This window comes from Actinoplanes flavus (assembly GCF_017592555.1).
GTDB classification, from domain to species: Bacteria; Actinomycetota; Actinomycetes; order Mycobacteriales; family Micromonosporaceae; genus Actinoplanes; species Actinoplanes flavus.
In genome coordinates this window covers 187,144-200,011 of record NZ_JAGFNS010000018.1, presented here as the reverse complement: position 1 = coordinate 200,011, position 12,868 = coordinate 187,144, and the positions used below count along the sequence as shown (strand labels likewise).

Here is a 12,868-nt window from a genome sequence, read left to right as displayed (position 1 = left end):
ACGCCGCCGGTGACGAGGCAAGTGATTTGCCGACGCCAGCGGGGTTTGCTGGCGGCGGGAAATCACCTGCCTCGTCACCGGTTACAAGGCGTTTTGCCGCGGAGCGAAGCGGAGCAAAGCTAGCTCAGTCACCAGCCGCGCTCGGAGAGGCGGTGGGGGACCGGCTCGTCCTCGACGTTGATGCCGACCATGGCCTCGCCCAGGCCGCGGGAGACCTTGGCGATCACGTCCGGGTCGTCGTGGAAGGTGGTGGCCTTCACGATGGCGGCGGCGCGCTGGGCCGGGTTGCCGGACTTGAAGATGCCGGAGCCGACGAAGACGCCCTCGGCGCCGAGCTGCATCATCATGGCCGCGTCGGCGGGGGTCGCGATGCCGCCCGCGGTGAACAGCACGACCGGGAGCTTGCCCAGCTCGGCGACCTCCTTGACCAGCTCGTACGGCGCCTGGAGCTCCTTGGCGGCGACGTACAGCTCGTCCTCGGGCAGGGTCTGCAGCCGGCGGATCTCGGCACGGATCTTGCGCATGTGGGTGGTGGCGTTGGAGACGTCACCGGTGCCGGCCTCGCCCTTCGACCGGATCATGGCGGCGCCCTCGGTGATCCGGCGCAGCGCCTCGCCCAGGTTGGTGGCCCCGCAGACGAACGGCACGGTGAACTGCCACTTGTCGATGTGGTTGGCGAAGTCGGCCGGGGAGAGCACCTCGGACTCGTCGACGTAGTCGACGCCGAGCGCCTGGAGCACCTGGGCCTCGACGAAGTGGCCGATGCGGGCCTTGGCCATCACCGGGATGGAGACCGCGCCGATGATCCCCTCGATCATGTCGGGGTCGGACATGCGGGAGATGCCACCCTGGGCGCGGATGTCGGCCGGCACCCGCTCCAGCGCCATGACCGCGACGGCGCCCGCGTCCTCGGCGATCTTCGCCTGCTCGGCGTTGACCACGTCCATGATCACACCGCCCTTGAGCATCTCCGCCATGCCGCGCTTGACGCGGGCGGTTCCGACGGCGGGCTGGTTCTCAGACATGGGGATTCGGCTCCTCGTGCGGGTTATCGGATGAACGGGATACTACGAACGCGCAGTACGTGCTCCGATAGCCAATCGGCTCCCCGGTGGCCTGCTTTACGCGAGCAGGCTGGGCACCTTCTCGAAGAGCTGGGTGGTGTAGGTCATCATCTCGTGGAGCATCCAGTTGCCGGCCAGCAGCAGGGCCGCGCCGATCGCCACCGCCTTCGGGACGAAGGAGAGGGTGGCCTCCTGGATCTGGGTGACCGACTGGAACAGCGAGATGGCGAAGCCGACCACGAGCGCGGTCAGGAGCACCGGCGCCGCCATCTTCGCCGCGATCGTCAGGGCCTGCATCGCGAGCTCAACCACCATCGTGTCCGTCATGCCCATCAGTTCGGGCGCCGGCGGGAACCGTGGAGTGCGGGGTGGGGGCCGCTCGGTTGCCGTCCGGTTGACTCCTCAAGTGGACCCGGTTCCGGTCGCGCCTATTGTGGGGCCGTGAACATCGGAGTGCTGGCCCTGCAAGGCGACGTACGCGAACATCTGGCCGCGCTGGCCGAGTCGGACGTCCTGGCCCGGCCGGTCCGCCGGCCGGAGGAGCTCGACGGCGTCGACGGACTGGTGATCCCCGGCGGCGAGTCGACCGCGATCAGCAAGCTGGCGGTCGCCTTCGGGCTGCTCGACCCGATTCGCAAGCGGATCGCCGACGGCATGCCGGTGTACGGCTCCTGCGCCGGCATGATCATGCTGGCCCGGACCGTGCTGGACGGCCGCCCGGACCAGGAGTCCTTCCACGGCATCGACATGACCGTCCGGCGCAACGCGTTCGGTCGGCAGGTCGACTCGTTCGAGGCATCGGTGGAGATCGACGGCATCGAGGGCGGCCCGTTCCACGCGGTCTTCATCCGCGCCCCGTGGGTCGAGGAGACCGGCGGCGACGTGCGGGTGCTGGGGCGCGTGGCCGAAGGGGCCGCCGCCGGTAGGATCGTGGCAGTTCGGCAGGGGAACCTGCTCGCCACGGCTTTCCACCCGGAGCTGACCGGCGACCTTCGTGTCCACCGGTACTTCGTCGAGATGGTCCGCCAGGCCGCACCCGTACGGTAGACACGGAGGTTACGCATGTCCGGCCACTCCAAGTGGGCGACGACCAAGCACAAGAAGGCCGTCATCGACGCCAAGCGCGGCAAGATGTTCGCCAAGCTGATCAAGAACATCGAGGTCGCGGCCCGGACCGGTGGTGGCGACCCGGCCGGTAACCCCACCCTCTACGACGCCATCCAGAAGGCGAAGAAGTCGTCGGTTCCGAACGACAACATCGACCGCGCGGTGAAGCGGGGCTCCGGCCTCGAGGCGGGCGGCGCCGACTGGCAGACGATCATGTACGAGGGGTACGGCGCGAACGGCGTCGCCATCCTGATCGAGTGCCTCACCGACAACCGCAACCGGGCGGCCACCGAGGTGCGCACCCGGCTGACCCGCAACAACGGCTCCTTCGCCGACGCGGGTTCGGTGTCGTACATGTTCAACCGCAAGGGCGTGGTGATCGTCCCGAAGGGTGAGCTGACCGAGGACGACATCATGCTCGCCGTGCTCGAGGCGGGCGCCGAGGAGATCAACGACCTCGGCGAGGAGTTCGAGGTGGTCAGCGAGCCGGGCGACCTGATCGCGGTGCGCACGGCGCTCCAGGCCGCCGGCATCGAGTACGACTCGGCCGAGTCCTCCCTGGTCCCGACCATGACGGTGGAGCTGGACGAGGACGGCGCCCGCAAGGTGCTCAAGCTCGTCGACGCCCTGGAGGACTGCGACGACGTGCAGAACATCTACTCCAACGCCGACATCTCCGACGAGATCATGGCGACCATCGACGCGTGAGCGTGCGCTGCGGGAGGCCGGTCCGGTCGGGCCGGCCTTCCGGCGTCTCTACAGCGGATCGGTGCTCAGCGAGGCCATGAACTGGATCAGGCCGAGCACCAGCAGGAGACTGCCGAACGCGTAACCGAGCGTGCGGCGCAGCCGGCTGCGCAGGCTGGCGTGCACCCAGGCGATCTCGGCGTCGGCCAGCGCGTCCAGGGACGCTCTCGCCGTACCCTCGATGACCGCGGCCTTGCGCAGCGCCAGGCTGCCACCGGACCGGGCCGGCGCGACCACCGGCTCCGGAGGGCGCAACACACGCACCTCGACCTCGTAGACCTGGTCCTCGCGCCACTGCCCGGCCCGTGCCCGCAGGCGCTTGCGCACGTAGCCGCCGGTCCGGCGCAGCCAGCGCAGGCGGCGCCAGTGCCCGGCCAGGTCGGTGAGCACGGCCAGATAGATCTCCTCGAACACCGGCGCGCCACCGACCAGGCGGAACGCCTCGGCGCGCAGGTCGGGGGCGTGCAGCGTGACGAAGGCGACGTACTCCGGCGGTGGCTCGTCGTCCATCGGTGGAATGAGGTGCATAGCGGCCCTCCCGTCCCCATCGTCGAGGCGTGTCGGCGGCGGCCGCAAGTGGCCCGGGTATTAGGGTGTCGAACACACGTACGCGAGGGGGAGGCAGTCTGTGCGCGTGCTCGGCATCGATCCGGGGCTGACGAGATGCGGCGTCGGCGTCGTCGAAGGCGTGCCGGGACGGCTCGGGAAACTGATCGCCTACCAGGTGGTCCGCAGCGAACCGGACGAGGACATCGCCCACCGCCTGCTGCACCTGGACCGAGCGCTGGCCGGCCTGGTCGAGCAGTACCAGCCGGACAGCGTCGCCGTCGAGCGCGTGTTCTCCCAGCACAACGCACGGACCGTGATGGGCACGGCGCAGGCCAGCGGGGTCGCGATCCTGGCCGGGGCGCGGGCCGGGCTGCCGGTGCAGACCTACACCCCGAGCGAGGTGAAGGCGGCCGTCACCGGCTCCGGCACGGCCGACAAGGCCCAGGTCACCGCCATGGTGACCCGATTGCTGAGACTGGCCGCGCCACCGAAGCCGGCCGACGCGGCCGACGCCATCGCCATCGCCATCTGCCACATCTGGCGCGGGGGCACCCGTGCGAAGATCGAGGCCGCAGCAGCCCGCAGGAGCAACCGATGATCGCCAGCGTGCGCGGTGTGGTCACCGCGATCCTCCCCGACAGCGCCGTGGTCGAGGTGGGCGGTGTCGGCATGCGCGTGCTCTGCACGCCGGGCACGCTCGCCGGGCTGCGCACCGGCGCCGAGGCGCGGCTCGCCACCACGCTCATCGTCCGGGAGGACTCGCTCACCCTCTTCGGCTTCGCCGACGAGGACGAGAAACAGCTCTTCGAGCTGCTCCTGACGGCCAACGGCGTCGGTCCGCGGATCGCGCAGGCGGTGCTCGCCGTCCATCAACCCGATGTCGTACGCCGTGCGCTGTCCGGTGGCGACGTGGCGGTCCTGACCGCCGTCCCGGGCATCGGCAAGCGCGGCGCGGAGAAGATGATCGTCGAGCTCAAGGACAAGATCGGCCCGGTCGGTCTGGCCGGCGCCGGCTCGTCCGGCCTGCTCAACGGCGCCTGGCAGGAGCAGGTCCGCCAGGGTGTGCTGGCGCTCGGCTGGACGGCGGGGCAGGCCGATCAGGCGGTGGCCGCGGTCGCCGAGACGATCGACGGCGAGACGCCCCCGGTCCCGGTGCTGCTGCGCCAGGCCATCCGGCTGCTGGGTAAGACCCGATGAGCGAGCTTGCGACCGAATCCATGAGCACGGTTCAAAGGTCGTCGCGACGCCGGAGCGCAGCGGAGGTGGCGCGATGACCTTCCCGGAGGGTGACGGTCTCGTGTCGCCGGACGCCTTCGACGAGGAGCTGGACGCCGAGGCCAGCGTCCGGCCCCGCCGGCTGGCCGACTTCATCGCGCAGCACCGGGTCCGCGACCAGCTGGAGCTGCTGCTGAAGGCGTCGATGGGCCGGGGCACGCCGCCCGACCACATCCTGCTGTCCGGCCCGCCCGGCCTGGGCAAGACCACCCTGGCCAACATCGTGGCCGCCGAGCTGGGCACCGGCATCCGGACCACCAGCGGCCCGGTGATCGAGCGGTCCGGTGACCTGGCCGCCATCCTGACCGGGCTGGGCCCGGGCGACGTGCTCTTCATCGACGAGATCCACCGGATCGCGAAGCCGGCCGAGGAGCTGCTCTACAGCGCCATGGAGGACTTCCGGGTCGACGTGGTGGTCGGCAAGGGCCCGGGCGCCACCGCGATCCCGCTGGACGTGGAGCCGTTCACCCTGGTCGGCGCGACCACCCGGGCCGGTCTGCTGTCCGGGCCGATGCGTGACCGGTTCGGTTTCGTGGCGCATCTCGACTTCTACTCGCACCAGGACCTGGACGCGCTGCTGCACCGCTCGGCCCGGATCCTCGGGGTGCGGATCACGCCGGAGGGGTCGGCGGAGATCGCCCGCCGGTCCCGGGGCACGCCGCGTATCGCGAACCGGCTGCTGCGCCGGGTCCGGGACTTCGCCGAGGTGCGGGCGGACGGCGTGATCACCGAGGAGGTGTCGAAGGCGGCCCTCCAGGTGTACGACGTCGACGCCCTGGGACTGGACCGGCTGGACCGGGCGGTGCTGCGGGCGCTGATCGAGTCGTTCAAGGGCGGCCCGGTCGGCCTGTCGACGCTCGCCGTCGCGGTGGGCGAGCAGAGCGACACGGTCGAGGAGGTGTGCGAGCCGTTCCTGGTCCGGGCGGGTTTGCTCGCCCGGACGCCGAGGGGCCGGGTCGCCACCGAGGCGGGCTGGGCACATCTGGGCAAAACGCCACCCGCCGACGGTCGCCCGGGCGTGTTCCAGGGTGACCTGTTCGCCCGGGAAGCCTGATTCTGCCTCGTGATGCGAACGTGACGTGTGCCGCATTCGTTATCTCAAGGTTGACCGATTAGACTCGCCGCCGTTCCAACCGAACTCTCTGCATATCGCCACCGGCGCCCGCCCACGATGCGCCGGCGGCTGACGGAAGGCTTTCTAGGTGCTCAACGCAGCTGACCCAGCGAGCGGTGGCGGCAATTTCTCGTTTCTGCTGATCCTCGTCCTGCTCTTCGGGTTCATGTATTTCGTCATGATCCGTCCGCAGCAGAAGCGGCGCCGGGAAGCGGCGGACATGCAGAACTCGCTCGCCCCGGGCGACGAGATCGTCACCATCGGCGGCCTGCACGGCACCGTCACCGGGATCGCCGACGACCAGGTCGTGCTCGAGATCGCGCCGGGCGTCGAGGTCCGGTTCGCGCGTCCCGCGATCGCCCGGGTCGTTCAGAAGGCGGGCGAGGCCATCCCCGAGCCCGACGAGGCCCCACCGGTCGCGGACGAGCCGGAGAGCCCCGTCACCGAGACGCGCAAGCAGGACTGACCCGAAGCACGCCCATCGCGCCGGTCCGGGGTGACGCTCCCGGCCCGGCGCGTTCGCCCGCCGTTCGACCGTCGACGGCCGGTCACAGACAAGAGCGCCGCGCCGTCGCGCGGCCGAAACACAGGGAGACCTAACGCCGTGGCACGACCACCACAGGGACAGATGCATCCCGGACGCCAGCTAGGCGTGCTCGGTCTGGTCTTCGTCGTCCTGTATCTGTGCGTCTTCTTCGCCGCCGGCGCGGAGGGCAGCTGGAAGAAGCGGCTCGAGCCGAAACTCGGCCTGGACCTGATCGGTGGCACGCAGGCCACCTACATCGCCTCCCAGCAGGGCGCCCCGCCGAGCCCGGAGGACATGGAGCTGGCCCGCGAGATCATCCAGAGCCGGGTCGACGCCCTCGGTGTCTCCGAGGCCGAGGTGGTCATCCAGGGCAACAACACCATCGTCGTCTCCCTCGCCGGTAAGGCCGACGAGCAGCTCAAGGGCCTGGAGCAGGCCGCGAACATGCGGTTCCGCCTGGTCACCGGCGTGACCGGGGACGTCTCGTCGGTCGCCCTCAACCCGCCGAGCCCGACGCCGAGCGCGTCGGCCAGCGGCAGCGCCGCCCCGTCGCCGTCGGCCAGCGGCAGCAGCGCCCCGGCCCCGAAGGCCGGCGACGCGAAGCCGTCGGCCACCCCGTCGACCGGTGGTCAGGGCGGTGGCGCGGCCGCGCCCAGCCCGAGCGCCACGCCGTCGGCCACGCCGTCCGCGACCCCGTCGGCCTCCGCGTCCGCCGCGGCGCCGGCCCCGGTCAGCACGGACGTCAAGGAGCAGCGCGAGGCCATCAAGAAGAAGGTCGGCGCCGACGCCTGGGCCGCGGCCGAGAAGCTGACCGCGCCGGTGGACCTCAGCACCGACCCCAAGGCCGGCCTGCCGTTCAAGGCGTTCTCCGAGCTGAGCGGCGCCGAGGTGGCCGCGCTCAGCCCGCAGATGCAGTTCAACGTCCCGACGATCAGCTGCCAGCAGCTGAACGCGCGGCCCAACGGCTCGATCGACGCCGTCGACAGCGAGGTCGTCGCCTGCCAGCAGGGCGTCTACAAGGTGATGCTGGACAAGGCCGAGGTCGTCGGCGACGACATCGACACGGCCAGCCCGCAGCTCGACACCCAGCAGAACCAGTGGGTGGTCTCGCTCGACTTCAAGAGCGAGGGCCAGAAGAAGTGGACCGCCCTCACCAAGAAGGCGTACGAGGCGAGCACCAGCGACCCCTGCTACGTCGCGGTCACCTCGATGTACGCCGACGCCGACCACTGCGCGGTGGCCGTGGTCCTGGACAAGGAGATCATCTCCGCGCCGCAGATCCAGGGTGTGCTCACCGGCCAGTCGCAGATCACCGGTGACTTCAACGGGGCCAGCGCCAAGAAGCTCGCCGACCAGCTGAACTTCGGCGCCATCCCGGTGACCTTCGACGCCGGCCCGGCGCAGACCGTCTCGGCGACCGTCGGTGACCAGCAGCTGAAGGCGGGTCTGCTGGCCGCGGCGATCGGCCTCGGCCTGGTCGCGATCTACGCGTTCTTCTACTACCGGATGCTCGGCCTGGTGATCTTCCTGAGCCTGGGCCTCTCCGCCCTGCTCACCTTCGGCGCCCTGGTCTTCCTGGGCCGCTCGATCGGCTTCACCCTGACGCTGGCCGGCATCGTCGGCTTCATCGTCTCGCTGGGTGTCGCGGCGGACTCGTTCGTCATCTACTTCGAACGTCTCAAGGACGAGATCCACGAGGGCCGGAGCCCGCGCAGCGCGGTTCCGCGGGCGTGGCAGCGGGCCAAGCGCACGATCATCTCGGCGAACGCCATCACGATCATGTGTGCCGTGGTTCTCTACATCGTGTCGATCGGTCAGGTGCAGGGTCTCGCCTTCGCGCTCGGCCTCTCGACGGTGCTCGACCTGCTGGTGGTGTTCCTCTTCCGGCACCCGATCATGTCGCTTCTCGCCAGCACCAGTGCGTTCATGTCGCCCAGGGTCAGCGGCCTCGGCCGTGCCCTGCGCCGCAGCAGCCCGACCGAGGAGTCCGGCTCCTCGCGCGTGAAGGAGGCCTGACATGGCCCGATCCGGTTTCGCGACCCGCCTGTACCAGGGCGAGGCGAACCTCAACATCGTGGGCCGCCGCAAGATGTGGTTCACCATCGCGGCGGCGCTCGTGGCGATCGCCATCGGCAGCTTCGCGATCAACCGTTTCCACCTGGGCATCGAGTTCGCCGGTGGCAGCGAGTTCAGCGTCCCGGCGCAGGTGGACGGGAAGACCTTCGAGCAGTCGGAGGTCCAGCAGGCGGTGGAGACCGCGGTTCACGAGGTGGACCCGGAAGCGCAGATCAACGCGGCGCAGCAGGTCGGCGACGGGGCCGACGCCAACTACAAGATCCGCACCTCCGAGCTCTCCGCCACCGAGATGGCCGAGGCCAAGACCGCGCTCGCCGACGACCTCGGCATCGAGGTGACCGACATCAGTGACCAGCAGGTCTCCTCGGCCTGGGGCGGGGCGGTCATCGACAAGGCGATGCTCGGCCTGGTGATCTTCCTGGTGCTGGTCTCGGCGTACCTGGTGGTCCGCTTCGAGTGGCGGATGGCGGTGGCGGCGCTCACCTCGCTGCTGTTCGACCTGATCTTCACGGCCGGCGTCTACTCGCTGGTCCAGTTCGAGCTCACGCCGTACACCGTGATTGGCTTCCTGACGATCCTCGGTTACTCGCTCTACGACGTGGTGGTGGTGTTCGACAAGGTCCAGGAGAACACCCGCGGCATCACGGGGGGCAGCACCCGGACGTACGCCGAGGCCACCAACCTCGCGGTGAACCAGACCCTGATGCGTTCGCTGAACACCGGCCTGGTGGCGCTGCTGCCGGTCGGCGGCGTGCTCTTCATCGGCGCCGGCCTGCTCGGCGCCGGCACGCTCAAGGACCTGGGCCTGGTGCTCTTCGTCGGTATGGGCGTCGGCGTCCTCTCCTCGATCCTGTTCGCCGCTCCGGTGCTGAGCTGGCTCAAGGACCGGGATCCGAAGATCAAGGCGCACAACGCCCGGGTGCTGGCCCGCCGGGCGCAGCGGTCGGACGACGTGGCCCGTGGCGAGCGGTCCCGCTCGGCCGGCGCCGCCGAGGGCGACGAGGTGTCGGTGCTGGCCGGCACCAGCACCCCGCGGCCCGGCGCCCGTACCGCGCAGAAGCGGGGCGGCTCCAACCGTCCGGGGACCAAGCGCCGCTGACGTGGATCGGTGAAGGAACGGCCCGCCACCCTCCGGTGGCGGGCCGTTTCGTCCGCGCCGGTTTCGGCCGGCCGTCCGGTCCGCGGCAGACGCTAAGCTGTCCGCCGTGAGTAGCGAGATCCCACCGGTGACCGGTGACAGCGGACCCGAGTTGGCGGCGCTGGTGGCCGGCGGCGCGGTCGATGTGCGGGACTTCCCCAAGCCGGGGATCGTCTTCAAGGACCTGATGCCGTTCTTCGGCGACGGCCCGAGGTTCCGGCGGGTCGTCGACGGGATCGTGACCCACTACGGGGCCGGCTCGTTCGACGTGGTGGCGGGCGTCGAGGCGCGCGGCTTCGTGGTCGCGGCGGCGATCGCGTACGCGACCGGGGTCGGTGTCGTCCCGGTCCGCAAGGCCGGCAAGCTGCCCCGGCCGGGCTTCTCCGCCTCCTACGCGCTGGAGTACGGCGAGGCCACGCTGGAGGTCAGCGAGGACGCGTTCGTGGCCGGACAGCGCGTCCTGGTGGTCGACGACGTGCTCGCCACCGGCGGCACGGCGGCCGCGACCATGGATCTGGTCGAGCGGGCCGGCGGCGTGCTCACCGGCTTCACCGTGCTGATGGAGCTGGCCTTCCTGAACGGCCGGGATCGGCTCAGCCCGCGTAAGGTACACGCTCTGTTGACCGTTTGATCCTGCTTCGATGTTCTTCGCCCGGTCAGACCTGCTTATTCGTAGGTTCGGCCGGGGTAATGGGTAGGGCGGTGCGGGTAGGATGGGCGTTCCAAGGTGACCAACCCTGGTTTTGATCCCGGCAAACCTTTGGATGCTGGCGAACCTTTGGATCTCGGCGATTTGGTGAGGAGGCCGGTGTCCAGCGACGTCGCCCCTCCGGCGGAGGGCACGGTGCAACCGACCCAGAATTCGGGCGATGCTACGCCCGGCGACAAGATCGCTGGCGGCGATCTGGAGAACACCCAGCCGCTGTCACCCGTGGACGAGCCAGGTAGCGGGTTCGGCCTGGCCAGCGCTCCCACCGGGCGGCGGGTGCGGGCCCGTCTGGCCCGCTTCAACGCCCCCTGGCAGAGCACGCAGGTCAGCGAGGTCCTCGAGCCGCTGATCGCGACCCACCGGGCCAGCCACCCGAAGGCGGACGCCCGGGCGCTGCAGAAGGCGTTCGACGTCGCGGCCCGCTGGCACTCCGGCCAGTACCGCAAGTCCGGCGATCCCTACATCACGCATCCGCTGGCCGTGGCGACGATCCTGGCCAACCTGGGCATGGACACCACGACGCTGGTGGCCGCCCTGCTGCACGACACCATCGAGGACACCGACTACTCGCTGGAGAACATGCGCAACGACTTCGGCGCCGAGGTGGCGCTGCTGGTCGACGGCGTGACGAAACTCGACCGGGTCAAGCTCGGTGACGCGGCCAAGGCCGAGACGATCCGCAAGATGGTCGTGGCGATGGCCAAGGACCCGCGGGTGCTCGTGATCAAGCTGGCCGACCGGCTGCACAACATGCGCACCCTGACCTTCCTGCCCCGCGCCAAGCAGGAGCAGAAGGCCAAGGAGACGCTGGAGATCCTGGCCCCGCTGGCACACCGCCTCGGTATGAACACGATCAAGTGGGAGCTGGAGGACCTGGCCTTCGGCACCCTGTTCCCCAAGCGGTTCGAGGAGATCAACCGCCTGATCGGGGAGCACCAGCCGCAGCGTGAGGCGCTGCTGCGCCAGGTGACCAACCGGGTCCAGCTGGACCTGAAGTCGGCGAAGATCAAGGCCGAGGTGACCGGCCGCCCCAAGCACCTGTACTCGATCTACCAGAAGATGATCGTCCGGGGCCGCGACTTCAACGACATCTACGATCTGGTCGGCGTCCGCATCCTGGTCGACACGGTCCGCGACTGCTATGCCGCGCTGGGCGTCATCCACGCGAACTGGCAGCCCGTGCCGGGCCGGTTCAAGGACTACATCGCGATGCCGAAGTTCAACATGTACCAGTCGTTGCACACGACGGTCATCGGCCCGACCGGCAAGCCGGTCGAGATGCAGATCCGCACCTTCGCCATGCACCGGACGGCGGAGTTCGGTATCGCCGCCCACTGGAAGTACAAAGAGCAGAAGGGCGCGACGATCGTCGGCCCGCCGGCGCACATCGACGAGATGACCTGGCTGCGGCAGCTGCTCGACTGGCAGCGCGAGGCGAGCGACCCGTCCGAGTTCCTGGACGCGCTGCGGTTCGACCTCTCCAGCCAGGAGGTCTACGTCTTCACGCCGAAGGGCGACGTGATCCCGCTGCCGACCGGGTCCACGCCGGTCGACTTCGCCTACGCGGTGCACACCGAGGTCGGGCACAAGTGCATCGGCGCCCGGGTCAACGGCAAGCTGGTGCCGCTGGAGTCCCCGCTGTCGAACGGCGACGTGATCGAGATCTTCACGTCCAAGTCCGCCACGGCCGGCCCCACGCAGGACTGGCTCGGCTTCGTGAAGAGCCCGCGCGCCCGGACCAAGATCCGGCAGTACTTCAACAAGGAGCGGCGCGAGGAGGCGATCGAGGACGGCAAGGAGGCGATCGTCAAGGCGATGCGCAAGCAGGGCCTGCCCCTGCAGCGCATGCTGACCAGCGAGAACCTCATGACCATCGCCCGCGACCTGCACCTGGCCGACGTGGCCTCGCTGTACGCCGCGGTCGGTGAGAGCACCGTCTCCGCCCAGTCGGTCGTCCAGAAGCTGGTCGCCGGCTTCGGCGGCGAGGAGGGCGCGGTCGAGGACATCGCCGAGACCGCCGTCGCCACCCGGCCGCCGCGCAACCGCAGCTCCGCGCAGGATCCGGGCGTCGTGGTGAAGGGCGTCTCGGACGTCTGGGTGAAACTGGCCCGCTGCTGCACCCCGGTGCCCGGCGACGCGGTGTTCGGCTTCGTCACCCGCTCCGGCGGCGTGAGCGTGCACCGGGAGGACTGCGCCAACGCCGAGGACCTGCGCGAGCAGGCCGAGCGGATGGTCGAGGTCAGCTGGAAGCCGACGTCGGCGTCAACCTTCCTGGTGGCCATCCAGGTGGAGGCGCTGGACCGGCACAAGCTGCTGGCCGACGTGACCCGGGTGCTGTCCGAGGAGCGGGTGAACATCCTGTCCGCGACGGTCACCACCACCCGCGACCGGGTGGCGGTGAGCCGCTTCACCTTCGAGATGGCCGACCCCAAGCACCTGGGTCACCTGGTGGCGGCGGTCCGCAAGGTGGACGGCGTGTTCGACGCCTACCGCGTCACGTCGGGCGCGTAGCCCGTACCGAAGCAGCGAAAAGGGCGACCCCCGCCGGGGGTCGCCCTTTTCG

Annotated in this window: 13 protein-coding genes; 10 read left to right on the top strand and 3 right to left on the bottom strand. The window is 69.9% G+C overall.

Annotated features, from left to right (window positions below; translation table 11 throughout):
* Positions 1 to 128: 128 nt before the first annotated feature.
* Both pdxS and fliQ read right to left on the bottom strand, forming a co-directional pair.
* Positions 129 to 1,025, bottom strand: coding sequence for a pyridoxal 5'-phosphate synthase lyase subunit PdxS (pdxS, locus tag J5X75_RS26705; RefSeq protein WP_183215338.1), 897 nt, complete (start codon positions 1,023 to 1,025; stop codon positions 129 to 131).
* 96 nt (positions 1,026 to 1,121) lie between these two features.
* Positions 1,122 to 1,391, bottom strand: a complete 270-nt coding sequence (fliQ, locus tag J5X75_RS26700; protein ID WP_208470015.1) for a flagellar biosynthesis protein FliQ — start codon at positions 1,389 to 1,391, stop codon at positions 1,122 to 1,124.
* A gap of 114 nt (positions 1,392 to 1,505) precedes the next feature.
* Between fliQ and pdxT the strand changes: the two genes are divergently transcribed.
* Together pdxT and J5X75_RS26690 are read left to right on the top strand one after the other, a co-directional pair.
* On the top strand, positions 1,506 to 2,111 hold the full coding sequence (gene pdxT, locus J5X75_RS26695) for a pyridoxal 5'-phosphate synthase glutaminase subunit PdxT (protein ID WP_208470243.1): 606 nt from the start codon (positions 1,506 to 1,508) through the stop codon (positions 2,109 to 2,111).
* A gap of 15 nt (positions 2,112 to 2,126) precedes the next feature.
* Positions 2,127 to 2,879: a YebC/PmpR family DNA-binding transcriptional regulator gene (locus J5X75_RS26690; RefSeq protein ID WP_208470242.1), complete on the top strand. Its 753-nt coding sequence runs from the start codon at positions 2,127 to 2,129 to the stop codon at positions 2,877 to 2,879.
* A gap of 48 nt (positions 2,880 to 2,927) precedes the next feature.
* On the opposite strand, the gene J5X75_RS26685 is transcribed toward J5X75_RS26690, so the two are convergent.
* Positions 2,928 to 3,446 carry a hypothetical protein gene (locus J5X75_RS26685; protein ID WP_208470241.1) on the bottom strand — a complete coding sequence of 173 codons (519 nt, stop codon included), beginning with the start codon at positions 3,444 to 3,446 and terminating at the stop codon, positions 2,928 to 2,930.
* Positions 3,447 to 3,546: 100 nt separating this feature from the next.
* On the opposite strand from J5X75_RS26685, the gene ruvC reads away from it, so the two are divergent.
* The 8 genes from ruvC (at position 3,547) to J5X75_RS26645 (ending at position 12,816) form a co-directional block, all read left to right on the top strand.
* Positions 3,547 to 4,065, top strand: coding sequence for a crossover junction endodeoxyribonuclease RuvC (gene ruvC / locus J5X75_RS26680; RefSeq protein WP_208470240.1), 519 nt, complete (start codon positions 3,547 to 3,549; stop codon positions 4,063 to 4,065).
* Positions 4,062 to 4,664 (top strand): Holliday junction branch migration protein RuvA, encoded by a 603-nt coding sequence (ruvA, locus tag J5X75_RS26675; RefSeq protein ID WP_208470239.1) that lies wholly within the window; start codon positions 4,062 to 4,064, stop codon positions 4,662 to 4,664. Before ruvC ends, ruvA begins: the two co-directional genes overlap by 4 nt.
* A 73-nt stretch (positions 4,665 to 4,737) precedes the next feature.
* Positions 4,738 to 5,796 carry a Holliday junction branch migration DNA helicase RuvB gene (gene ruvB, locus J5X75_RS26670; protein WP_208470238.1) on the top strand — a complete coding sequence of 353 codons (1,059 nt, stop codon included), beginning with the start codon at positions 4,738 to 4,740 and terminating at the stop codon, positions 5,794 to 5,796.
* A gap of 148 nt (positions 5,797 to 5,944) precedes the next feature.
* Positions 5,945 to 6,322, top strand: coding sequence for a preprotein translocase subunit YajC (gene yajC, locus J5X75_RS26665; protein ID WP_307798268.1), 378 nt, complete (start codon positions 5,945 to 5,947; stop codon positions 6,320 to 6,322).
* 162 nt (positions 6,323 to 6,484) lie between these two features.
* On the top strand, positions 6,485 to 8,398 hold the full coding sequence (gene secD / locus J5X75_RS26660) for a protein translocase subunit SecD (protein WP_208470237.1): 1,914 nt from the start codon (positions 6,485 to 6,487) through the stop codon (positions 8,396 to 8,398).
* Between the two features lies 1 nt (position 8,399).
* Complete coding sequence (secF, locus tag J5X75_RS26655; RefSeq protein ID WP_208470236.1) at positions 8,400 to 9,557, top strand: protein translocase subunit SecF; 1,158 nt, start codon at positions 8,400 to 8,402, stop codon at positions 9,555 to 9,557.
* Between the two features lie 106 nt (positions 9,558 to 9,663).
* The gene (locus J5X75_RS26650; protein WP_208470235.1) at positions 9,664 to 10,227 is read left to right on the top strand and encodes an adenine phosphoribosyltransferase; all 564 of its coding nucleotides are present in this window, start codon (positions 9,664 to 9,666) and stop codon (positions 10,225 to 10,227) included.
* Positions 10,228 to 10,404: 177 nt separating this feature from the next.
* Positions 10,405 to 12,816 (top strand): RelA/SpoT family protein, encoded by a 2,412-nt coding sequence (locus tag J5X75_RS26645; RefSeq protein ID WP_208470234.1) that lies wholly within the window; start codon positions 10,405 to 10,407, stop codon positions 12,814 to 12,816.
* The last annotated feature ends 52 nt before the right edge of the window (positions 12,817 to 12,868 follow it).